Here is a 21,299-nt window from a genome sequence, read left to right on the forward strand (position 1 = left end):
CCGCGCCCCGCGCCCCGCGCCCCGCGCCCCGCGCCCGTTTCCGGTCCCGGCCGCCCGGCCTTGGCGCCCCGCGGTCCCCGCCGCCCGCCATTGCTCCGGCCAGCCCGCCGGTCCATGATCCGCGCCCGACGCCCCGGACCCTGACCTGACCTGAGCGACCGCCCCCCAGATGACCGATCCCCATGCCCCCGCCCTGCGCCGCACGCTGCCCGACGCGGAGGCGACGGACGACGCCGGCCGCGCGCTCGCCGCCGTGCTCGTCCCCGGCGACGCCGTGCTGCTGCATGGCGATCTGGGCGCGGGGAAATCCGCGCTCGCCCGCGCCGCCATCGCCGCGCTTCTGGACGAGGACGGACGGGCGGAGGACGTCCCCTCGCCCAGCTTCACCCTCGTCCAGGTCTACGACGCCGCCCGGGGCGAGATCTGGCATGCCGACCTGCACCGCCTCGCCGGCCCGGACGCGGTGGCCGAACTGGGGCTGGAGGAGGCCTTCGATCATGCGATCTGCTTCGTGGAATGGCCCGACCGGCTCGGCCGCGCCACCCCGCCCCGGCGGCTCGACATCGCCCTCGACTTCGAGCCCGCGCCCGGCGAGGGCCGCGTGATGGACGTCCGCGCCCATGGCGAAGGCTGGGAGGCGGCGCTGGCCGCGCTGCGCGCATGAGCGCCCTTGACCGCGCCGCCTTTCGCGCCCGTTTCCTCGACGACGCCGGCTGGGCCTCGGCCGCGATCCGCCCGCTCGCCGGCGACGCCTCCAACCGCCGCTATGATCGTCTGACCGAAGGCCCGGGCGGGGCCGGCGCCGTGCTGATGGACGCCCCGCCCGAGAAGGGGGAGGACATGGTCCCCTTCCTCGGCATCACCGAAACGCTGCGCGCCCGCGGGTTTTCCGCGCCCGAGATCCTCGCCGCCGACGCGGCCTCAGGCTTCGCGCTGATCGAGGACCTGGGCGACGACCTCTACGCCCGGGTCTGCGCCGCCGATCCTGCGGCGGAGACCCCGCTCTACCTCGCCGCGGCCGAGCTGCTGGCCGAGCTGCACACCGAACCCGCCCCCGCCCGCGCCGGCCCCCATATCGTGCCGCCCTACGATGCGCCGACCCTGCTGCGCGAGGCGATGCTGGCCGTGGACTGGTACCTTGAGGGCCTCGGCCTGCGGACCGAAGCGCTGTCGGCGGATTTCGCCGGCCTCGTCGTCGCCGCTTGCGCGCCGGTGGCGGGGGCCCGCACGGCGCTGGCTTTGCGGGATTATCATGCCGAAAACCTGCTCTGGCTGCCCGACCGCGTCGGGACCGCGCGGGTCGGGCTGATCGACTATCAGGACGCGCTGGCCGGCCACCCGGCCTACGACCTGATCTCGCTGACCGAGGACGCCCGCCGCGACACCTCCGCCGCCCTGCGCGCCGCGACCACCGCCCGCTATCTCGACGCCGCCGGGGTTCCCGAGGGCGCGCGCGAAACCTTCGGGGGCGAGGCCGCGATCCTCGCCGCCCAGCGCAACCTCAAGATCGTCGGCATCTTCGCGAGGCTCCACCTGCGCGACGGCAAGCCGAAATATCTCGACCTGATCCCGCGTGTCTGGGGTCATCTCGCGCGCGACCTCTCCCACCCCGCGCTGGCGCCCCTCGCGGGCTTTGTCGCGCGTCACCTGCCGGCGCCCGAGCCTGCGGTCCTCGCCCGTCTGCGCGCCGGGGCCGGCGCATGAGCGCGCCCGACACCGCCCCCGACACCGCGATGGTGCTCGCCGCCGGCCTCGGCACGCGGATGGGGGCGCTGACCGCTTCCACCCCGAAACCCTTGCTCAGGGCCGGAGGACGGGCGCTGATCGACCATGCGCTCGACCGGGCCGCGGAGGGCGGGGCGACCCGCGCCGTGGTCAACCTGCACTATTTTCCGGAGCGGATCCGCGCGCATCTCGCCGGGCGGAGCGCTCCAAGAATCCTGTTTTCGGACGAGACGGACGCGCTGCTGGAAACGGGGGGCGGCATGCGTCGTGCCCTGCCGCTGCTGGGGATCGGGCCGGTCTGGGCGATCAACTCGGACGCGGTGTTCGGCGGGCCGGCGCCGCTGCCGGCGCTGTCGGCGGCCTGGGATCCTGCGCGGATGGACGCCCTCCTCCTGCTGGTCGCCCGCGAGGACGCCCGCGCCTATACCCGCGCCGGCGATTTTTTCGCAGCCCCCGACGGCCGCCTGACGCGCCGCGGCGACCGCCCCCTCGCCCCCCTCGTCTATACCGGCGTGCAGATCATCCGCGCCGGCGCCTTCGCGGAGGGGCCGGAGGGCGCGTTCTCCACCAACCTCATCTGGGACCGGATGCTGGCGGCGGGCCGCGTCTATGGCGCGCTCCATCACGGCCCGTGGGTGGATGTGGGGACCCCCGCCGGCCTCGCCGAAGCCGAAGCCGTGCTCGCCGCGGAAACCCCCGCATGACCGGCGCCCAAAAAGTCTATTTCACGCCGCCGGGCGTGGATTTCTCGATCGCTCTCGCCCGCGGTCTTCGCGCCCGGCTGGACTCCGCCGACCCCGCCGCGATGGCCCGGGTGAAACTCTACCTCAATGCGCGCCGCACCGGGCGGGCGGTGTCGGAGGCGCTGGAAGCCGGTCGCCCCGCCACCTTCCTCCCCCGCATCGCGCTGGTCGGCGAGATGGCCGAGGAGGCGCTCGCCGCCGCGATCCCCTCGGGCCGCGGCCGGTTGCGCCGGACGTTGGCGCTGATGCGGCTGACCGGGGCGTTTCTGGTGGGCAATCCGGGCCTCGCCGACCCCGCCTCCGCCCCTGCGCTGGCGCTGTCGCTGCGCGGGCTGCTGGACGAGCTGCAGGCGGCGGGGCAGGGGGCGGAGGCGCTGCGCGACCTCGACCTCGCCCAGCACGCCGCCCACTGGACGCTGACGGCGGAGTTCCTGTCGATCCTCGCCGACGCCTGGCCCGAATACCTGGCCGAGGAAGAGGGCGGCGCCCCGGATCGCGAGGCGCGCCGCAGGCTCGCCGTCGCCGCGCTGATCGCGCGGTGGGAGGTCGCTCCCCCGACCGATCCGGTGATCGTCGCGGGCTCCACCGGCTCCACCCCCGCCACCGCCGAGCTGATGCGCGCGGTGGCGGCGCTCCCCGCCGGCGCGCTGGTGCTGCCCGGCTGGGACCCGGCGATGCCCCCGGACGTGTGGGAAAGCCTGACGGCTGAAGACCCCCGGCCCGAGCATCCCCATCACCACATGGCGCGCCTGATCGCCGGCCTCGGCCTCGGCCCCGCCGACCCCGCGCCCTGGGACGAGACCGCCGCCACGCCCCCTGCGCCCGCCCGCCTGCGCCTGCTGACCCGCGCCCTGCGCCCCGCCCCCGTCACCGACGCCTGGCGCCGCGAGCTGCCCGAGCAGACCGAAGAGGCCGCCGCCGCGGTGGAGGGCCTGACCCTGCTGGAGGCCGAGACGCCGCGCGACGAGGCCGCCGCCATCGCCGCCGCCCTCGCCGCCGAGGCCGCCCGGGGCGGGGACGCCGCGCTGATCACGCCGGACCGGGTGCTGGCGCGACGGGTGGCCGCGGAGCTGGAGCGTTGGGGCGTCGCCCCCGACGACAGCGCCGGGCGGCCGCTCGGCCTGACCCCGCCGGGCATCCTGCTGGGGCTGGCCGCCGGGCGCCTCGGCCGGCCGATGACCGCCGAGACCCTCGCCGCGCTCCTCCGCCACCCGCTGACCGCCACCGGGCGGACGGACGCGCCGCGGACCCGCGGCACGCATCTGCGCTTCCTGCGAAAACTGGAGCGCGACGGGCTGCGCGGCGGCACGCAGGAGGTGGACTGGGACCGGCTCCATGCCCGACTCGCCGCCCGCCGCGACCCGCCCGAGGGGTTTTTCGCGTGGTTCGCCTGGGTCCGCGCCGCCATCGCGCCGCTCGCCGTCCTCCCCGCCGATCTGCCCGCCGCCGTCGCCCTGCACCGAGCCGTGGCGGAGGCGCTGGCCGAGGGCCCCGATGCGCCCGAGCCGGCCGAAGACGCGGCCCCCCTGAACCTCTGGGACGAGTCCACCGGCCGCGACGCGCGCGCCTTTGTCGACGGATTGCAGGACGCCGCCCCCGCGCTCGGCGCCTCGCCCCCGCCGGGCGGCTACGGGGCGCTGTGGCTCGCCCTGATCCAGGCCGAGGAGACCCGCCCCGACCCCGCCCGCGTCCATGACCGCATCCGCATCCTCGGCGCGCTGGAGGCGCGGGCGGAATCCGCCACGCTGATGATCCTCGGCGGGCTGAACGAGGGGGTGTGGCCGGCTCATCCCTCCCCCGACCCCTGGCTGAACCGGGAGATGCGGGCGCGGCTAGGCCTCGCCTCGCCGGAACGCCGCATCGGGCTGGCCGCGCATGACTTTCTGCAAGCGGCCTCGGCGCCCCGCGCGATCCTCAGCCGGGCGCTGCGCGACGATGGCGGGCCGGCCTCGCCGTCGCGCTGGCTGGTGCGGCTGGAGAACCTGCTGGAGGGCGCCGATCCGGACGCGCTCGACGTCATGCGGGCCCGCGGGCAGGCCCTGGCGCGGGCGGCCGATGGGCTTGACGCGGGCGCCCGGCTCGATCCCGCCCCGCGCCCTGCGCCGACCCCGCCCGTCGCGCTGCGCCCCCGCGGCCTGTCGGTCACCCGGATCGAGACCCTGGTCCGCGACCCCTACGCCATCTACGCCCGCTACGTGCTGGCCTTGCGAAAACTCGACCCCATCGGCCGCGCGCCCGACGCCCGCGACATGGGCACCGCCCTGCACGCGGTGATGGAGGCGTTCGCGGAGGACACCGGCGCCTGGACCGAGGCCGAGGCGACCGCCCCCGCGCTCCGCATCGCCCTGCTGACCGCCGCCGAGCGCGTGCTGCCCGAGGCCGCCCCCTGGCCCGCGTTGCGTCGTCTCTGGATGAAACGCCTGATCCGCGCCGCCGACTGGATCGCGGAGGGCGAGGCCCTGCGACGGGCCGAGGGGCGCATCGCCGGCCTCGAGGTCCGCGGCGCCCGCCGGCTCGACGGCCCCCCGGGCGGCCCGTTCGAGCTGACCGGGACCGCCGACCGCATCGATCTGCGTCATGACGGGCGGCTCTCGATCTTCGACTACAAGACCGGCGCCGTGCCCTCCGCCAAACAGATCGGCGTGTTCCATGTGCAATTGCTGCTGGAAGCCGCCATCGCCGAGGCCGGGGGGTTCGCGGACATCCCCGCCGCCCCCGTGGCGCTCGCCGAATATCTGGGCCTGTCGGGCGCCGGGGCGGGCGGCAAATCCAGCGCGGTGGATTTCGCGAAACACCCGGTGGAGGACGTGTGGGGCGACCTCGCGGCCCTGATCGCCCGCTTCGACGACCCCGCCACCGGCTATCTCAGCCGCGCGCGCATGAGCACGATGCGCTTCGGCGGCGACTACGACCAGCTCGCCCGCCATGGCGAATGGTCCGAATCCGGCGAGGAGGGCGAGCCATGACCCGGGAGCTTCACCCCGCCACCCGCGCCCAGATCGAGGCGGCGTCGCCCGGCGCCTCCGCCTGGGTGTCGGCCAATGCCGGGTCGGGCAAGACCTCGGTGCTGACCAAGCGGGTGGCGCGCCTGCTGCTGGCCGATTGTCCGCCCGAGCGGATCCTGTGCCTGACCTACACCCGCGCCGCGGCGGCGGAGATGCAGTCGCGCCTGTTCGCCATGCTCGGCAAATGGTCGCTGCTGGATGACGCGACGCTGGCGAGCGAGCTGGGCGACCTCGGCGGCGACCCGCCTTCGGGCGCGGAGGCGCTGTCGCGCGCCCGAAAACTGTTCGCCAAGGCGCTGGAGACGCCGGGCGGGCTGAAGATCCAGACCATCCACGCGTTCTGCGCCGCCCTCCTGCGCCGTTTTCCGCTGGAGTCCGGGGCGCCTGCGGGGTTCGTGGAGCTCGACGACCGCACCCGCGCCCGCACCCTCGACGGACTGCGCGACGACATGGCGGGGGCTGCGGAGGCGGGGGGCGACCTCGCCTTCGACGCCGCCGCGGACCGGCTGACGGAGACGGGGCTGACCTCGCTGTCCGAGGCGGTGTTCCACCATCGCGGCTGGTTCCCTGGCGCGGGCCTCGCCTCCGGCGCCCTGCACGCCGCCTATGACGTGCCCGAGGGATGGAATTTCCTCGACCACGCCCGGGACCGGATGATGGGGGAGGCGCCCGACACGCTCCGCGATCTCGCCGCCGCGCTGAACGGGGGTGGGGTGACGGACCGCAAGCTCGCCGACCTGCTGGCCGGCGCCGCGGCGGCGCTGGAGGTCGACGACATCCCCGCCGCGATCCGCGGGATCGAGGTCGCAGGCCTCACCCAGAAGGGCGAGCCGCGCAGCCTCAAGACCCTGCCCACCAAGGCGGTGCGCGCGGCGTTCCCCTGGGCGCAGGAGGCGGTGGAGGGCATCGTCGAGCTGGCGGTGGAGCTGCGCCAGGGCCGCATCGCGCAGGATGGCCTGTCGAAATCGCTCGATCTGCACCGCTTCGGCGACGCGCTGCTCGCCCGTTACGCCGCCGAAAAGACCCGGCGGGGGGCCATCGACTTCGACGATCTGGTGCGCATCGCCGCCCGCCTCTTGACCGAGGCCGAGATGGCCGCCTTCGCGCTGTGGAAGCTGGACGGCGGCCTCGACCACATTCTGATCGACGAGGCGCAGGACACCTCGCCCGAGCAATGGCGTCTGGTCCGCGCGCTGGCCGAGGAGTTCTTTTCGGGTCAGGGCGCGCGGGAGGCGGGGCGCACGGTCTTCGCGGTCGGCGACGAGAAACAGTCGATCTATTCCTTCCAGGGGGCCGAGCCGCGCGAATTCGGGCGGATGCGCGACCTGTTCCGCACGCGTCTCGCGGCGATGGAGGCGGCGGGCGAAGGCCCCGCGCTGCGCGAGACGCAGCTCGCGTGGTCGTTCCGCTCCTCCCCGGTGATCCTCGGGCTGGTGGATCAGGTCTTCGCGGATGCGCCCGAGGGGCTGAGCGCCGATGGCGACGCCCCCGCCCATTCCGCCTTCCACGACCGCATGCCGGGGCGGGTGGAGCTGTGGCCGCTGCTGACCCAACCTGAAAAGGACGAGGAGCCGCCCTGGCACGCCCCCGTCGACCAACGCCCCGCGCTCGCCCCCACCGCCCGGCTCGCCGCGGCGCTGGCCGAGCATGTGGACCGGATGCTGGCCGAAGGCGGCGCCGTGCCCGACCGCGACGCCCCCGACGGCTGGCGGCCAATGCGGCCCGGCGACGTCATCGTGCTGCTGCGCCGGCGCGGCGCGCTCGCCTCGATGCTGGTCGATCAGCTCAAGCGGCGCGGCGTCCCGGTGGCGGGGGCCGACCGGCTGATGCTGATGTCGAGCCTCGCGGTGCGGGACCTGCTGTCGCTGCTGCGCGCGGCGCTGGATTCGGGGGATGACCTCTCGGTGGCGGAAGTGCTGCGCTCGCCGCTCGGGGGCGTGGACGAGGACGGGCTGTTCCAGCTCGCCTCGGGGCGCGCGCCGCGCGAATCGCTCTGGTCCAGGCTGCAGGACCGCGCGGCCGATTGGCCCGTGGCCCATGCCCTGCTCGACGAAGCCATCGACGGCGCCGACTACGCCCGCCCCCACGAAATCCTGCAGAACGCGCTGGTCCGCCACGGCGCCCGCGCCCGCATCCGCGCCCGGCTGAACCCGGAGGAGGAGGATGCCGTCGACGAACTCCTCGCCCAGTCGCTGGCCTATGAGAAGGCGGAAACCCCGACGCTGGCGGGGTTCCTCGCCTGGATGGAGGCGGCGGGCGACCTCGCGCTGAAGCGCGAGATGGGGCGGGCCGGCGACGCGGTGCGGGTGATGACCGTGCACGGCGCGAAGGGGCTTGAGGCGCCGGTGGTGATTCTCGGCGATGCGGGACCGCGGCAAGGGGCGAAGGGCGGCGACGTGCTGCGCCTGCCCGGCGAGGATGACGTGGCGATCTGGTCCGCGGCCAAGGCCGACGAGGCCGCCCCGGTGACGGAGGCGAAAGACATCTCCGCCGCGCGGGAGGGCGAGGAGGATCTGCGGCTGCTCTACGTGGCCCTCACCCGCGCCGGGGCCCGGCTGCTGGTCTGCGGGGTCGAGGGACGCGGCGAGGCGGAGGCGAGCTGGCATGGCCGCGTCGCCGCCGCGATGGAGGTTCTGGGCGCCCGACCCGCGCCGACCCCCGCGGCGCTGGCGGCGGAGACCGACCTGCCCCCGGTGCTGATGCTCGAAAAGGACTGGCGGGGCGCCGCGGCCGAGGCTGGCGAGGCCGAGGTCGAACCCGCGCCGCTCGGGCTCGAGGGGGCGGGGCTGGCGCCGCTGGCCATCGGGCCGCTCGCGCCCTCCGCCACGCGGCGCAAGCGGGTGGCGGCCTCGGCGCTGGCCGGCGACGACCATGCGCCGCCCTTCGCCCCCGGCGCGCCGCCGGAGGGCGACGGCCCGGCGCTGCCCCGCGATCTCGCCCGCGCCCGCGGCGATGCGGTGCATATGCTGCTGGAACTGCTGCCTGAGCTGGCGGAGGACGAGCGCACGCGCCGCGGGGCCGCCCTGCTCGCCGCCGCCCATGCCGACCTGCCCGAGGCGCTGCGCCGCGACGCGCTGTCCGAGGCGCTGCGCACGCTCGACCATCCCGACGCCGCCCCCTTCCTCGCCCCCGGCGCGCTGGCGGAGGCGACCCTTTCCGCCGACCTTCCCGGCGGGGCGCGGCTGATCGGGCGGCTCGACCGGCTGATCCTGCGCCCCGATGCAGGGGAGGGGGGCGAAATCCGTCTGCTCGACTGGAAGACCGGCCCCGCCCCCGCCGAGCCGCCCGAGGCCTATCTGCGCCAGATGGCCGGCTACCGCGCCGCGCTGCTCGCGCTTTATCCGGGGGCGGAGGTGGAGGCGGCGCTGTTCTGGACCTCGGTCCCGCGGCTCGAGGTGCTGGATCCCGCGACGCTGGACGCGGCCTTGGTCCGGGCGGCGGCGGCGGTCGCGCGGACGTGATGCGGCGGGGCCGGTCCATTCGCGGCCTTGACCGCCGCGGGCGCCATACCTAGCTTTGACAACCCGGCGGCGGGCACACGGCGCGCATCACGCGCCCCCCGCTCCGCCGACCCGAGACAAGGAGAGCCGAGATGGGCACGTCCCCCGTCACCGACGCGACGTTCGAGATGGACGTCATCAAGTCCGACACGCCCGTCGTGGTGGATTTCTGGGCCGAATGGTGCGGCCCCTGCAAGCAGATCGGCCCCTCGCTGGAGGAGCTGGCCAACGAATTCGGCGACCGCGTGAAGATCATGAAGCTGAACGTGGACGAGAACCCCAACGCCGCCTCCAAGTTCGGCGTGCGCGGGATCCCGACCCTGCTGGTGTTCAAGGACGGCAAGGTCGCGTCGCAGAAGGTCGGCGCCGCGCCCAAGTCGGCGCTGCAGAACTGGATCGAGAGCGCGCTCTGATCGTGCGCCGCGAGACGGGAACGGGGCGGGGCCGGCGATGACCGGCGCCGCCCCTTTTCATGGGCAGGACCCGGCCGCGCCCGAGGCGGAGTGGCCCGGGCCCTCCCGCCCGATCGCCGACTGGTCGGACGCCTACGACAATCTCGGCCATATCCCCGGCGCCGCCGGTTATCCGCCCCGCTGGGCGGCTGAGGCCGCGGGGTTCCGCGCCGCGCTGGGCCCCCGCGCCCGCCTCGACCTGCCCTATGACGGCCCGTTGGGCGACCCCGCGCGCGAGGCCTTCGACCTGTTCCTGCCGGAGGGGGCGCCGCTGGGCCTCGTCCTGTTCCTGCATGGCGGCTACTGGCGCGCCTTCGGGCGCGAGACCTGGTCGCATCTCGCCGCGGGGCCGGTCGGGCGGGGCTGGGCGGTGGCGATTCCGTCCTACACGCTCGCCCCCGCCGCCCGCATCGCCCAGATCGGCGCTCAGGCCCGCGCGGCGCTGGCTGCGGCTGCGGGGCTGGTGGAGGGGCCCGTGGCGCTCTCCGGGCATTCGGCCGGGGGGCAGATGGCCGCGCGGCTGATCTGCGCCGACGCGGGGCTGCCCGAGGCCCTGCGGAGGCGGATCGCGCGGGCGGTGGCGATCTCCGGCCTCTTCGACCTGCGGCCGCTGCTCTCGACCACGCTCAACGACATCCTGCGGCTCGATGCGGCGGAGGCGGCGGCCGAAAGCCCGGCGCATCTCGCCCCCGCCCCCGGCGCCCGCCTGCTGGCCTGGACGGGGGGCGACGAGCGCCCGGAATATCTGCGCCAGGCCCGCCTGATCGACGCCGCCTGGAGCGCCGAGGCCGAGGTCGCCGTCCATATCGCGCCGGGCGCGCATCATCTGACGGTGCTCGCCCCGCTGACCGATGCGAAGAGCGCCCTGACGCGGGCGGTCGTGGGCTGGTAAGCAGGGTCCGAACCCAAAGGGAGACCGCCGATGCAATGCTTCTTCGTGCAGATCAAGACGCAGCTCGGGCGCGCCTATGACGTGGCCGACCAGCTCGCCCGGCGCGAGGTGGCGTCCGAGATCTACTCGACCTCGGGCGAATGGGACCTGATGGCCAAGTTCTACGTCGCCGACGACGTGGATATCGGCCATTTCATCAACGAGGAGCTGCACGGCCTGGAAGGCCTGGAGCGGACCTTCACCACCCTGACCTTCAAGGCGTTCTGAGCCGCGGGGCGTTCCATGCGCGCGAGGCGTTGACAGGGGTCGGGACCGCGTATATCTCCCCGGCCCGAGGGCGCGTAGCTCAGTGGTAGAGCACTATGTTGACATCGTAGGGGTCGCTGGTTCGATACCAGCCGCGCCCACCATCCTCCGAAAAGCCCGGTCGCCCGCGACCGGGCTTTTCGTTGTCAGGGGCAGGGCTGGGGCAGGGTCCTCCAGCGACGCGGTCATTCCCCTGCGTCTTTCAGTTGACTGGTCAGTTAATTAGTGATCCCGTCGGTTCACGGGAATCCGCCGCGCCAGACGGCGGAGCCCTCAGGAAACGCCGAGACGCGGCCCGCGCCCGTCGCCCGCGCCCGCCCGGCGCGGTCTTCACCCGCGCGCCAATCCCTCCCGGCGATCCATCCCAGACCGGAGGAGCGCCCATGGCCCAGATCGACATCCCCAACCGCACGAGCCCCCCTGAAACGGCGAGCGAGGCCGCCTGGCTCGCCGCCCACCGCGCCCGGATCGCCGCCCGCTGGCCCGAGGGCCTGCCGCGCGCGCCGGAATACCCGTTCGGCGAGATCCCGCTGACCGACTATTTGCGTCGCTGGGCCGAGACCGCGCCGGACAAGGTCGCCTTCGACTTCTACGGCCATGCGCTGACCTATGCGGCGCTCGACGCCGAGGTGGACCGCTTCGTGGCCCTCCTCCAGTCCGAGGGGGTGGGCCCGGGCGACCGGGTGGCGGTGTTCCTAGGCAACTGCCCGCAATTCATCGTGGCCTTCATGGGCATTCTGCGCGCGGGCGCGGTCCACGTGCCGGTGAACCCGATGTTCCGCGAGCATGAGCTGATCTACGAGCTTCAGGACAGCGGCGCCGAGGTGATGGTCGCCCAGGACGCCCTGATGCCGATGGTGGAGAAGGTCCGCGCCGAGACAGGCCTGCGAAAGGTCTGGTCCACAGGGCTCGCCGATCTGATCCCGGCGCGGCCTGCGTGGCATGTTCCGGCCTCGGTCGCGTCGGACCGCGCGGCGGCCGGCGCCGCGCCGGATCTCGCCGAGGCGCTGGCCTCCGCCGGCGCCCCGCGGACCGTCGCGCTCGACCTCGATGCGGTCTGCGCGCTGAACTACACCGGCGGCACCACGGGGATGCCCAAGGGCTGCACCCATACCCAGCGCGACATGATCTACACGGCGGCGACCGTCGTCGCCTGCGGCGCGCAGCTCGGCCCCGACGACGTCACGCTGAATTTCTACCCGCTGTTCTGGATGGCGGGCGAGGACATGGGCCTGATCTTCCCGATCTTCGCCGGCGCCACCTGCGTGACGCTGGCCCGTTGGGACCCGGTCAGCTGGATGGACGCGGTGCAGGCCCGGAAGGTCAACCAGGTGACCCTGCTGGTCGACAACACGGTCGAGATCATGGACCATCCGAGGGTCGGCGAATTCGACCTGACGAGCATCGACAACACCCGCGTCTCCTCCTTCGTGAAGAAGCTCAACACCGAGTTCCGGGGGCGCTGGAAGGCCCTCACCGGCTCGATCATGGCCGAGGCGGCCTGGGGCATGACCGAGACCCAGACCTGCGACACCTTCACGACCGGCTTTCAGGGCGACGACTACGACCTGAGCCTGCAGCCGGTCTTCGTCGGCCTGCCGATGCCTGGCACCGACTTCAAGATCTGCGATTTCGAGACCGGCGCGATCCTGCCCTTCGACGCGGAGGGGGAGATCTGCATCCGCTCGCCGTCGATCCTCAAGGCATACTGGAACAAGCCGGAAGCCACCGCGGAGGCGCTGCGGGGCGGCTGGCTGCATACCGGGGACATCGGGGTGATCGACGACCTGGGGTTCCTGCACTTCCTCGGGCGGCGCAAGGAGATGCTCAAGGTCCGCGGCATGTCGGTGTTCCCCGCGGAGATCGAGGCGATGCTCGGCCGTCATCCGGCCGTGCTCGGCGCCGGCGTGATCGGGCGGGAGGACGCGGCCCGCGGGCAGGTTCCGGTGGCCTTCGTGCGCCTCGATCCCGCCCGGGGCGAGGGCCTGACCCCTGCGGCGCTGGAGACCTGGTGCGGCGAGGTCATGGCCACCTACAAGCGCCCCGAGATCCGGCTGGTGGACGCCCTGCCCATGACCGCCACCGGCAAGGTCAAGAAGGACGAACTGGCCAAGCTGCTCTAGCGCCGCGCCTGCGCCGAAAACCCCGACCGGACCAACCGGCCCCGCGCCCGTCATGGGCGCGGGGCCGGGCGTTTTATGCTGCGCTGCAGCGTCCGGATGCTGCGCAAGCGATTAATTCCCTTGCGTAAAGCGGCCTCGCAAAGTCCGATTTAAATGGATTGTTGGCTGACTAGTTATCCATTAGCGTCCTCCCATAACAACGGCCGAATCACAGGCCGACCCTCTGGGAGGAGACACGTCATGAATGCTCGCAATCGCACGGGAAGCCTCGTCGCGGCCGTCTGCACGGCCATGGTCCTCGCCGCCTCCGCCGCCCCGGCCGAGGAGCTGCGCATCGCCATCGGCGCGCCCGGCGACAACGCCCTCGTGCGCGGCATGCAGATGTTCGCCGACAAGCTGGAGGAGCGCACCAAGGGCGAATACACCGGCAAGGTCTACGCGGGCTCGCTGCTCAGCTACGCCGAGGCGACCAACGGCGTGCGCGACGGCATCGCCGACGTGGGCTACGTGATCCCGGCCTACACCCGCGCCGAGTTCCCCAATTCCAACCTCGTCGTGGACATGGCCACCGCCTCCACCGACCCGGTGGTGATGGCGGCGGCGTCGACGGAATTCATGTTCTCCTGCCAGCCCTGCATCGACGAGTTCAAGAAGCAGAACCAGGTGTTCATGGGCTATGCGGTGATCGGGCCGTACTATCTGATGTCGATCGGCAAGGTGGCGACCAAGGCCGATTTCGCCGGCAAGAAGTTCCGCGGCTTCGGGCCGTTCGGCCGTTGGGTGGACCAGATGGGGGCGACTTCGGTGCTGGTCGGCTCCAACGACATCTTCGAGTCGATGAGCCAGGGGCAGCTCGACGGGAACACCCACACGCTCGACGTGCTGAAAAGCCTGTCGCTGGGCGAACTCGCCGACTACGTGCTGAACGCGCCGATCGGGCTCTATATCGGCAACGCCATGTTCAACACCAACCGCGATCTGTGGAACGACCTTTCGGCCGAACAGAAGCGTCAGTTCCTGCTGGCCGCGGGCGAGTCCTTCGCTTGGACCACGGTGACCTACTTCGCCGAGAACCAGGCCTATCTGAACGATCCGTCCTCGGCCGGGGTCGAGCTGGTCGAGCCTGACGCCGAGCTCGCCGCCGCCTCCCAGGCGTTCCGCGACAACGATCTCGGCACGGTGGCCGAACTGAACCGCACCAAATACGCCATCCCCGACGCCGAGGCGCAGGTGGAGCGGATGCAGGGGCTGGTCGCGAAGTGGACCGAGATCATGGCCGGCGTCGACGAGACCGACGCCGCCGCGGTGGCCGAGGTCTACAACCGCGAGATCTTCGGCGTCGTCGATCCGGGCGCCCTGTAAGGGCCCGGGCGCGACGGACGGGATCCGCACATGCACGCGCTGGGACGCCTGCTGAACCGCATCGCCAACGGGGCCGCGCTGCTCGGCGCGTTGGCGATCATCCTGATGATGCTCCAGATCGTCGCCGACGTGGTGATCAAGAACATCTGGACCTCGCCGGTGCCGATGACCTCCACGCTGGTGGCCAACTGGTACATGGTGGCGGCGGCGTTCCTGCCGCTGGCGATGGCCGAACTGCTCGACCGGCATATCTCGGTCGAACTGGTGTTCCAGCAACTCGGCCGCCGCTGGAAGCGGCGCGTCGGGGGGCTCGCGTGCCTCTTCGGCGCCATCGTGTGCCTGTGCATGGTGCGCCCGCTGTGGTTCGAGGCGCTCAAGCGCCTCGACGCCCAGACCTTCGTGGTGGAGGCGGGCAAGTCGCTGCCGGTCTGGCCGACCTATTTCTTCCCGGTGATCGGCTTCGCGATCTTCGCCGCGGTGCTCGCCTATCGCTGCGCGACGCTGTGGTCGGGGGCGAGGAGCGGCATGGGCGAAGTTCCCATCGACGAGCCGCCGGTCGCCGCCATGCTCTCCGCTCGCGGCAAGGAGGGCTGAGACCATGACCAATGAAATGATCGGCCTCGGCGGCCTCGGCTGCCTCGTCGTCCTGCTGCTGATGCGCGCCCCGATCGGGCTGAGCCTGATCGCGGTGTCCTTCGGCGGCATCTACGTGCTGATCGGCGGCCGGCCGGCCTGGGGGATGCTGTCCTCCATGCCCTACGACTTCACCTCGAAATGGACGCTGTCGTCGGTCCCGATGTTTCTGCTGATGGGGTTCGTGTGCTTCCATGCGGGGCTCACCAAGGGGCTCTTCGACGCCTGCCGGTCGTGGCTGGCGCGGCTTCCGGGCGGGCTGGCGGTGGCGTCGGTCTGCGGGTCGGCGGGGTTCGCGGCGGTCACCGGGTCCTCCATCGCCTGCGCCGCGGCCATGGGCCGGATCGCGGTGCCCGAGATGCTGCGGGCGGGCTACGACAAGGCGCTCGCCACCGGCACCATCGCGGCCGCCGGCACTTTGGGCGCGCTGATCCCGCCGTCCATCCTGCTGATCCTGTTCGGGGTCTTCGCCGAGGCGCCGATTTCCAAGCTGTTCATCGGCGGGATCGGGGCGGGGGTGGTCACCGCGGCGCTCTATATCGGCATGATCCTGATCCGCACCACGATCACGCCGTCGCTCGCGCCCCGGATGGATACGCTGCCGCCGATGTCCGAGCGGATCGCGCATCTGAAGGAGACCTGGCCGGTTCTGGCCCTGCTCGTGGTGGTGATCGGCGGCATGTTCGTCGGTCTCTTCACCGCGACCGAGGCCGGGGCCGTGGGCGCCTTCGCCTCCATCCTCATCGCGGTGTTCAAGCGGACCATGGGACGGGAGGCGCTGTGGCAGGCGCTGAAGGAGACGATGATCACCACGTCGTCGCTGTTCGTCATCGCCATCGGCGCCAACCTGCTGACCCGGTTCCTGGCGCTGTCGGGGGCGGGGGATTTCATCGCCGACGCGATCATCGGCCTGCAGGCGGACCGGCTGACGCTGATCCTCGGCATCTCGCTGATGTACCTGCTGCTGGGCATGTTCCTCGACCCGCTGGGGGCGATGCTGCTGACCCTGCCGGTGGTGCTGCCGGTGCTCGACCAGGCGAACATCGATCTGATCTGGTTCGGGGTGTTTCTCGCGAAATTTCTCGAGATCGGGATGATCACGCCCCCCATCGGGCTGAACGTCTTCGTCATCAAGGGGGTGGTGGGGGACGAGGTGAGCCTGACCACCATCTTCCGCGGGATCATGTGGTTCCTCGCCGCCGACGTGGTGGCGGTGGCGCTGTTCATCATGTTCCCCGGCATCATCACCTACCTGCCGCAGCTGATGAACTGACCTCTCCGGCCGGGCGCCCGCGCCTGGCCGGCCCTCACGGACCGCACCATCAGGAGCCCTCGCGATGACCTCGCATCTCGACCCGCGCATGCCGGCGCCCGAGCGCGCCATCACCCGCCACCTGATCGACCGTCACGCGGCCGAGCGCGGGGGCGAGACCTTCGCCATCTTCCCCGATTTCTCCGAATGGACGTTTGGAGAGATGCGCGACGAGGTGGTGCGGACCGCCATCGGGCTGCAGGGCCTCGGCGTGCGGCAGGGCGAGCATGTGCTGGTCTGGCTGCCCAACGGTCCGGACATCCTGCGGGTCTGGTTCGCGCTGAACTACATCGGCGCGGTCTTCGTGCCGATCAACACCGCCTATCGCGGCGGGCTGCTGGCGCATGTGGTGGAGAATTCCGACGCGCGCCTGATCGTGGCCCATGCCCAGCTCGCCCCCCGCCTGGCGGAGATCGACCGCGCGGCGCTGAGATCGCTGGTCGTGCTCGGCGCCCCCGCCGAATCCTGCGCCGACCTCGCCGTCCACGGGGCGGAGGCGCTGGCCCCCGAGGGCGGAACGCTCGCGCCGCTGGAGCGCGACATCGCGCTCTGGGATGCGCAGGCGATCATCTACACCTCGGGCACCACCGGCCCGTCGAAGGGGGTGCTGTCGAGCTACCTGCACCTCTACACCTCGTCGATGGTGGCGCCGGTGACGCCGCAGGACCGCTACATGGTCAACCTGCCGATGTTCCATACCGGCGGCGCCAGCCCCTGCTACCGGATGCTGGCGCTGGGCGGGTCGCTGGCGATGGTGGATGCGTTCTCCACCGACACCTTCCTCGACACCGTGCGGCGGACCGGATGCACCTACGTGATCCTGCTCGGCGTCATGGCGCAGTTCCTGGCCAAGCGCCCGCCCCTGCCGGACGACGCCGACAACCCGCTCAGGATGGTCCTGATCATCCCCTACGACTTCGACCCGCGCCCCTTCGCCGAGCGCTTCGGGGTGGACACCATCACCATGTTCAACATGACCGAGATCTCCTGCCCGATCGTGTCTGAGGTGAACTCCACCATCCTCCACGCCGCCGGCCGCCCGCGCGCAGGCATCGAGGCGCGGGTGGTGGACGAGAACGACTGCGAAGTCGGCCCCGGCGTCGCCGGCGAGCTGATCGTGCGCGCCGACTGCCCGTGGACCATGACCCACGGCTATCACAAGAACCCGGAAGCCACCGCGAAGGCCTGGCGGAACGGCTGGTTCCATACCGGCGACGGGTTCCGCAAGGACGCGGCGGGGAACTTCTATTTCGTCGACCGGATCAAGGACGCGATCCGCAGGCGGGGGGAGAACATCTCCTCCTACGAAGTGGAGACCGAGGCGCTCGCCCACCCGGACGTCAACGAATGCGCCGCGGTGGCGGTGAAGTCCGAGGTCTCGGAGGACGAGGTGATGATCGTCGTGGCCCCCGTACCGGGGCGCCGCATCGACCCCGAGGCGCTTTTGCGTTTTCTTGTGCCCCGAATGGCGCATTTCATGGTCCCCCGCTACATCCGGGTGGTGGACGGCCTGCCGCGCACGCCGACGGCGAAGGTCCGCAAGATCGAGCTGCGCGAGACGGGCGTCACGCCCGACACATGGGATCGCGAGGCGGCCGGCATCTCGGTGCGCCGCGAGAAGATCGGCGCCTGACCGCGATGCGCCGGAACTGGAAAGGGGCGGGACGCCTTGGACGCGAACAATGCAGCAGAAGGCGGCCCCGTGACGCTCGGCTCGAAAGAGCGGCGGCGCGCGGAATCCGACCGTCGCATGCTGCTGGCGGCCATCGCGCTGATCGGCAGGCATGGATCGGTGGGGGCGAGCCTCGGCCAGATCGGCGCCGACGCCGGCTATTCCCGCGGCCTGCCCGCCCAGCGCTTCGGCACCAAGCAGGCGCTTCTGGAAGCCGTCATCGATTCGATGGAGCGCTGGTTCGACCGGCGGGTGGAGAAGCGCTGCGCCGGCAAGGTCGGGCTCGAGGCGCTGGCCGAGCGGATCCGCACCCAGATGGAATCGGTGCGCGACACGCCGGACGCGGCCATCGCGCTCTATCACCTGATCGTGGATTCGACCGGCGGCGCGCCCGAGCTCAAGCCCCGCATCGCCCTGATGCACCAGGGCTATCGCGACAACATGCGGTCCTACCTGCTCCAGGCGCAGGCGCGGGGGGAACTGCGCGACGACGTCGATATCGACCAGAGCGTGCGGTCCATCCTCGGCGTGATCAGCGGGCTCTGCCTGCAGGCGCTGATCGAGGGGAACACCGCCCGGCTGGGCGAGGACGCCAAATTCGCGGCCGATCTGCTGATCGGACGCATCGCAAAGACGCCCTGACGCCCGGCCTCCGCGCCGCGCCCGGGGCGCGGATGGGAGAGATCGCATGACGCGGATGGTCGAAGTGGGCTCGGAAGTGGCGGGCGTGGTGCTGTCGGTGACGGCCGGGCCGGGGACGCGGGTCGCCGAGGGCGACGAGATCCTGCTCGTCGAATCCATGAAGATGGAGATCCCGGTGCTGGCCCCCGTGGCGGGGCGGGTGGCGGCGATCACGGTGGCGGAGGGCGAGGCGGTGGCCGAGGCCCAGCTGCTGGCGAGGATCGAGGCATGAGCGGGCCCTTCGATCCCGCACGGCCCGCCGCGGGGCCGGAGATGTCGGCCCTGCTCGACCGGCTGGAGGCGGACCGCGCCGCGATGCTCGACGCCGCCCGGCCCGAGGCGGTGGCGAAGATGCGCCGCCGGGCCGAGATGACGGCGCGCGAGCGCATCGCGATCCTCGCCGACCCCGACAGCTTCCACGAATTCGGCACGCTGGCGCGCGAGGCCGGCGGGGCCGCGGGCGAAGCCGCCGCCGACGGCATCATCACCGGGACCGCGCTGGTCGAAGGGCGGCCGGTCGTCGTCGCCTCGCAGGATTTTTCGGTGATGGGGGGGTCCTCCGGCGAGATCGGCGGGCTGAAATTCCAGCATGCCGTGCGGCGCGCGCTGCGGGACGGCGCGCCGCTGTGCATGTTGCTCGACGGGGGTGGGCACCGGATCCAGGTGGGGCAGAGCTCACGCCGTTACGCGTCCTCGACGCCGCTGTTCCAGGATCTGGCGAAGCTGTCGGGCTGGTCGCCGATGGTGGCCGCCATGCTGGGCGCGGGCTTCGCCGCGCCGACCAATTTCGCGGGGATGGCGGATTTCATCTCGATGGTCCGGGGCCAGTCGACCATGGGGCTCGCGGGGCCCGCGCTGGTGAAGGCGGGGACGGGAGAGGTGATCGACGCGCAGGCCCTCGGCGGAGCCGAGGCGCAGGTGGACGCCCACGGCATCGCCGATCTGGGCGTCGCCGACGAGGTCGCGGCGATCGCCGCGCTGCGCACCTTCCTGGGCTACCTCCCCTCCAATTCCGGCCAACCGGCCCCCCGCCGCCCGTCGCCGCCCGAGGACCCCTCCCGCGCCGAGGCGCTGCTGGGTCTCGTCCCGGTCAACACGCGGCGCGCCTACGACGTCCGCAAGGTGATCGACCTGATCGTCGACGAGGGCTCGGTGTTCGAGCTGAAGCCGACCTATGCGAAGAACGCCGTCACCAGCTTCGCGCGGCTGGCGGGGCGGCCGGTCGGGGTGATCGCCAACCAGGCGATGCATCTGGGCGGCATGCTGACCGGCCCGGCTTGCGACAAGGTCGCCCATTTCGTGGCGATGTGCGACGCCTACGGCCTGCCGCTCGTCTACCTGATCGACGTGCCGGGGTTCTCCATCGGCTCGTCGGCGGAGAAGGGGCAGCTCGGCCGCCGCTCCGCCAAGCTGGTGCATGAGCTGGGGCACGCGACGGTGCCGCGGGTCTCGGTGGTTCTGCGCAAGGGCTACGGATTGGGATATGTGGCCATGGCCGGCGGGCGCAGCTTCGACGCGGATGCGGCGCTGGCCTGGCCGACGGCGGAGATCTGCGCGATGTCGGTGGAAGGCGCGGTGGACGTGGTCAACGCCCGCAAGATCGCCGCGGCGGAGGATCCGGCGGCGTTCCGCGCCAGCCTGATCGCCGAGATGCGGGCCGAGATCACCCCTTTCGGCGGCGCCGAGTCCTTCGGCCTCGACGACATCATCGATCCGCGCGAGACCCGCTCTCGCCTGATCGAGGCGCTGGATCGCGCCCCCGCGCGGCGCCGGGGCGACATGCCGCCCAAGGTCCGCTCCATCGCCCCGATCTGACCCCCATCCGGAGAGCCGAAATGACCAATGCCCAGGGCCCGACCGGGCCTCTCGCCGGCCTGCGCGTGGTGGAGATGGCGGCCATCGGCCCCGTCCCCTTCGCGGGGATGCTGCTCGCCAACATGGGGGCCGAGATCGTGCGGATCGACCGGGCGGGGGTGGAGGGACTGGACCGCGGCGACCTGACCGCCCAGCACCGCCGCCTGGTGACGCTGGACCTCAAGGACCCCGCCGATCAGGCCCGGGCGCTGGACCTGATCGCGCGCGCCGACCTGCTGCTGGAGGGGTTTCGGCCGGGCGTGATGGAGCGTCTCGGCCTCGGGCCGGAGCCCTGCCTCGACGCCAATCCCGCCCTGGTCTACGGGCGGATGACCGGCTGGGGCCAGACCGGGCCGCTGGCGAACGCGGTCGGGCATGACATCAACTACATCGCCCTGACCGGCGCGCTCGCCGCCATCGGGCCGGCGGCGCATCCGGTCCCGCCGCTCAACCTCGTGGGCGACTACGGCGGCGGGGCGATGTTCCTCGTGATGGGCGCGCTCGCGGCGCTGCGCGAGGCCGGGGCGACCGGGCTCGGGCAGGTGGTCGACTGCGCGATGACGGAAGGCACGCTGAACCTGCTCGCTTCCTACATCGCCGGGATCAACTCCGGCCGGACCACCCCGACGCGGCACGAGAACCTGGTGGATGGCGGCGCCCCCTTCTACGGCGTCTACGCCTGCGCCGACGGACGGTTTCTGGCGCTGGGCGCGATCGAGCCGCAGTTCTACGCCGCCCTGCGCCGGCTGGCCGGGCTGGAGGACCCCGCCTTCGACGCCCAGCATGACCGGGCCGGCTGGCCCGATCTTCGCGCCAGGGTCGCCGCGCTGATCGCGACGCGGACCCGCGACGACTGGGCGGCGCTGCTGGAGGGGACGGACGCCTGCGCATCCCCGGTGCTGGGCATCGGCGAGGCCCTGTCCCACCCGCATCTCGCCGCCCGCGGGGCCTTCGTCGACGGGCCGTCGGGGCGACAGCCCGCGCCCGCGCCCCGCTTCTCCGGCCACGCGCCGCGCCCGCCGCTTTGACCGTGACTGGC

Annotated in this window: 17 protein-coding genes and 1 tRNA gene; all 18 read left to right on the forward strand. The window is 72.5% G+C overall.

Features of this window, described 5'->3' with window-relative positions; translation table 11 throughout:
- The first annotated feature begins 169 nt into the window (after positions 1-169).
- Entirely contained in the window at positions 170-664 is a 495-nt protein-coding gene (tsaE, locus tag ACTB72_RS13340; RefSeq protein ID WP_463037490.1) for a tRNA (adenosine(37)-N6)-threonylcarbamoyltransferase complex ATPase subunit type 1 TsaE, read from the forward strand.
- Positions 661-1,704, forward strand: a complete 1,044-nt coding sequence (locus tag ACTB72_RS13345) for an aminoglycoside phosphotransferase family protein (RefSeq protein WP_463037491.1) — start codon at positions 661-663, stop codon at positions 1,702-1,704. The genes tsaE and ACTB72_RS13345 overlap by 4 nt, the downstream gene beginning before the upstream one ends.
- Positions 1,701-2,429, forward strand: coding sequence for a nucleotidyltransferase family protein (locus tag ACTB72_RS13350; RefSeq protein WP_463037492.1), 729 nt, complete (start codon positions 1,701-1,703; stop codon positions 2,427-2,429). The genes ACTB72_RS13345 and ACTB72_RS13350 overlap by 4 nt, the downstream gene beginning before the upstream one ends.
- Positions 2,426-5,434: a double-strand break repair protein AddB gene (gene addB, locus ACTB72_RS13355; RefSeq protein ID WP_463037493.1), complete on the forward strand. Its 3,009-nt coding sequence runs from the start codon at positions 2,426-2,428 to the stop codon at positions 5,432-5,434. Before ACTB72_RS13350 ends, addB begins: the two co-directional genes overlap by 4 nt.
- On the forward strand, positions 5,431-8,934 hold the full coding sequence (gene addA / locus ACTB72_RS13360) for a double-strand break repair helicase AddA (protein WP_463037494.1): 3,504 nt from the start codon (positions 5,431-5,433) through the stop codon (positions 8,932-8,934). The genes addB and addA overlap by 4 nt, the downstream gene beginning before the upstream one ends.
- 131 nt (positions 8,935-9,065) lie before the next feature.
- Entirely contained in the window at positions 9,066-9,386 is a 321-nt protein-coding gene (trxA, locus tag ACTB72_RS13365) for a thioredoxin (protein WP_463037495.1), read from the forward strand.
- A 37-nt stretch (positions 9,387-9,423) separates the two neighbouring features.
- The gene (locus ACTB72_RS13370) at positions 9,424-10,317 is read left to right on the forward strand and encodes an alpha/beta hydrolase (protein ID WP_463037496.1); all 894 of its coding nucleotides are present in this window, start codon (positions 9,424-9,426) and stop codon (positions 10,315-10,317) included.
- 30 nt (positions 10,318-10,347) lie between these two features.
- Positions 10,348-10,584 (forward strand): Lrp/AsnC ligand binding domain-containing protein, encoded by a 237-nt coding sequence (locus ACTB72_RS13375; RefSeq protein ID WP_463037497.1) that lies wholly within the window; start codon positions 10,348-10,350, stop codon positions 10,582-10,584.
- 68 nt (positions 10,585-10,652) lie between these two features.
- Positions 10,653-10,727, forward strand: a tRNA-Val gene (locus tag ACTB72_RS13380).
- Positions 10,728-11,006: 279 nt separating this feature from the next.
- On the forward strand, positions 11,007-12,746 hold the full coding sequence (locus tag ACTB72_RS13385) for an AMP-binding protein (protein WP_463037498.1): 1,740 nt from the start codon (positions 11,007-11,009) through the stop codon (positions 12,744-12,746).
- A 240-nt stretch (positions 12,747-12,986) separates the two neighbouring features.
- Positions 12,987-14,108, forward strand: a complete 1,122-nt coding sequence (locus ACTB72_RS13390) for a C4-dicarboxylate TRAP transporter substrate-binding protein (RefSeq protein WP_463037499.1) — start codon at positions 12,987-12,989, stop codon at positions 14,106-14,108.
- A 30-nt stretch (positions 14,109-14,138) separates the two neighbouring features.
- The gene (locus ACTB72_RS13395; protein ID WP_463037500.1) at positions 14,139-14,702 is read left to right on the forward strand and encodes a TRAP transporter small permease; all 564 of its coding nucleotides are present in this window, start codon (positions 14,139-14,141) and stop codon (positions 14,700-14,702) included.
- A 4-nt stretch (positions 14,703-14,706) separates the two neighbouring features.
- Positions 14,707-16,014, forward strand: a complete 1,308-nt coding sequence (locus tag ACTB72_RS13400; RefSeq protein ID WP_463037501.1) for a TRAP transporter large permease — start codon at positions 14,707-14,709, stop codon at positions 16,012-16,014.
- A 64-nt stretch (positions 16,015-16,078) separates the two neighbouring features.
- Entirely contained in the window at positions 16,079-17,686 is a 1,608-nt protein-coding gene (locus tag ACTB72_RS13405) for an AMP-binding protein (RefSeq protein WP_463037502.1), read from the forward strand.
- Positions 17,687-17,722: 36 nt separating this feature from the next.
- Positions 17,723-18,367, forward strand: coding sequence for a TetR/AcrR family transcriptional regulator (locus ACTB72_RS13410; protein ID WP_463037503.1), 645 nt, complete (start codon positions 17,723-17,725; stop codon positions 18,365-18,367).
- A gap of 46 nt (positions 18,368-18,413) precedes the next feature.
- Positions 18,414-18,638 carry an acyl-CoA carboxylase biotin carboxyl carrier protein subunit gene (locus ACTB72_RS13415; protein ID WP_463037504.1) on the forward strand — a complete coding sequence of 75 codons (225 nt, stop codon included), beginning with the start codon at positions 18,414-18,416 and terminating at the stop codon, positions 18,636-18,638.
- A complete protein-coding gene (locus tag ACTB72_RS13420) occupies positions 18,635-20,221 on the forward strand; it encodes an acyl-CoA carboxylase subunit beta (protein ID WP_463037505.1) in 1,587 nt (528 codons plus the stop codon). The genes ACTB72_RS13415 and ACTB72_RS13420 overlap by 4 nt, the downstream gene beginning before the upstream one ends.
- A 20-nt stretch (positions 20,222-20,241) precedes the next feature.
- Positions 20,242-21,288: a CaiB/BaiF CoA transferase family protein gene (locus ACTB72_RS13425; RefSeq protein WP_463037506.1), complete on the forward strand. Its 1,047-nt coding sequence runs from the start codon at positions 20,242-20,244 to the stop codon at positions 21,286-21,288.
- Positions 21,289-21,299: the final 11 nt, after the last annotated feature.

The sequence above is a fragment of the Albimonas sp. genome (genome assembly GCF_055129145.1).

Excerpts from the sequence above, each read along its gene's own strand:
- tsaE (WP_463037490.1), top strand. The coding sequence starts at position 170 with ATGACCGATCCCCATGCCCCCGCCCTGCGCCGCACGCTGCCCGACGCG.
- ACTB72_RS13345 (WP_463037491.1), top strand. The coding sequence starts at position 661 with ATGAGCGCCCTTGACCGCGCCGCCTTTCGCGCCCGTTTCCTCGACGAC.
- ACTB72_RS13350 (WP_463037492.1), top strand. The coding sequence starts at position 1,701 with ATGAGCGCGCCCGACACCGCCCCCGACACCGCGATGGTGCTCGCCGCC.
- addB (WP_463037493.1), top strand. The coding sequence starts at position 2,426 with ATGACCGGCGCCCAAAAAGTCTATTTCACGCCGCCGGGCGTGGATTTC.
- addA (WP_463037494.1), top strand. The coding sequence starts at position 5,431 with ATGACCCGGGAGCTTCACCCCGCCACCCGCGCCCAGATCGAGGCGGCG.
- trxA (WP_463037495.1), top strand. The coding sequence starts at position 9,066 with ATGGGCACGTCCCCCGTCACCGACGCGACGTTCGAGATGGACGTCATC.
- ACTB72_RS13370 (WP_463037496.1), top strand. The coding sequence starts at position 9,424 with ATGACCGGCGCCGCCCCTTTTCATGGGCAGGACCCGGCCGCGCCCGAG.
- ACTB72_RS13375 (WP_463037497.1), top strand. The coding sequence starts at position 10,348 with ATGCAATGCTTCTTCGTGCAGATCAAGACGCAGCTCGGGCGCGCCTAT.
- ACTB72_RS13385 (WP_463037498.1), top strand. The coding sequence starts at position 11,007 with ATGGCCCAGATCGACATCCCCAACCGCACGAGCCCCCCTGAAACGGCG.
- ACTB72_RS13390 (WP_463037499.1), top strand. The coding sequence starts at position 12,987 with ATGAATGCTCGCAATCGCACGGGAAGCCTCGTCGCGGCCGTCTGCACG.
- ACTB72_RS13395 (WP_463037500.1), top strand. The coding sequence starts at position 14,139 with ATGCACGCGCTGGGACGCCTGCTGAACCGCATCGCCAACGGGGCCGCG.
- ACTB72_RS13400 (WP_463037501.1), top strand. The coding sequence starts at position 14,707 with ATGACCAATGAAATGATCGGCCTCGGCGGCCTCGGCTGCCTCGTCGTC.
- ACTB72_RS13405 (WP_463037502.1), top strand. The coding sequence starts at position 16,079 with ATGACCTCGCATCTCGACCCGCGCATGCCGGCGCCCGAGCGCGCCATC.
- ACTB72_RS13415 (WP_463037504.1), top strand. The coding sequence starts at position 18,414 with ATGACGCGGATGGTCGAAGTGGGCTCGGAAGTGGCGGGCGTGGTGCTG.
- ACTB72_RS13420 (WP_463037505.1), top strand. The coding sequence starts at position 18,635 with ATGAGCGGGCCCTTCGATCCCGCACGGCCCGCCGCGGGGCCGGAGATG.
- ACTB72_RS13425 (WP_463037506.1), top strand. The coding sequence starts at position 20,242 with ATGACCAATGCCCAGGGCCCGACCGGGCCTCTCGCCGGCCTGCGCGTG.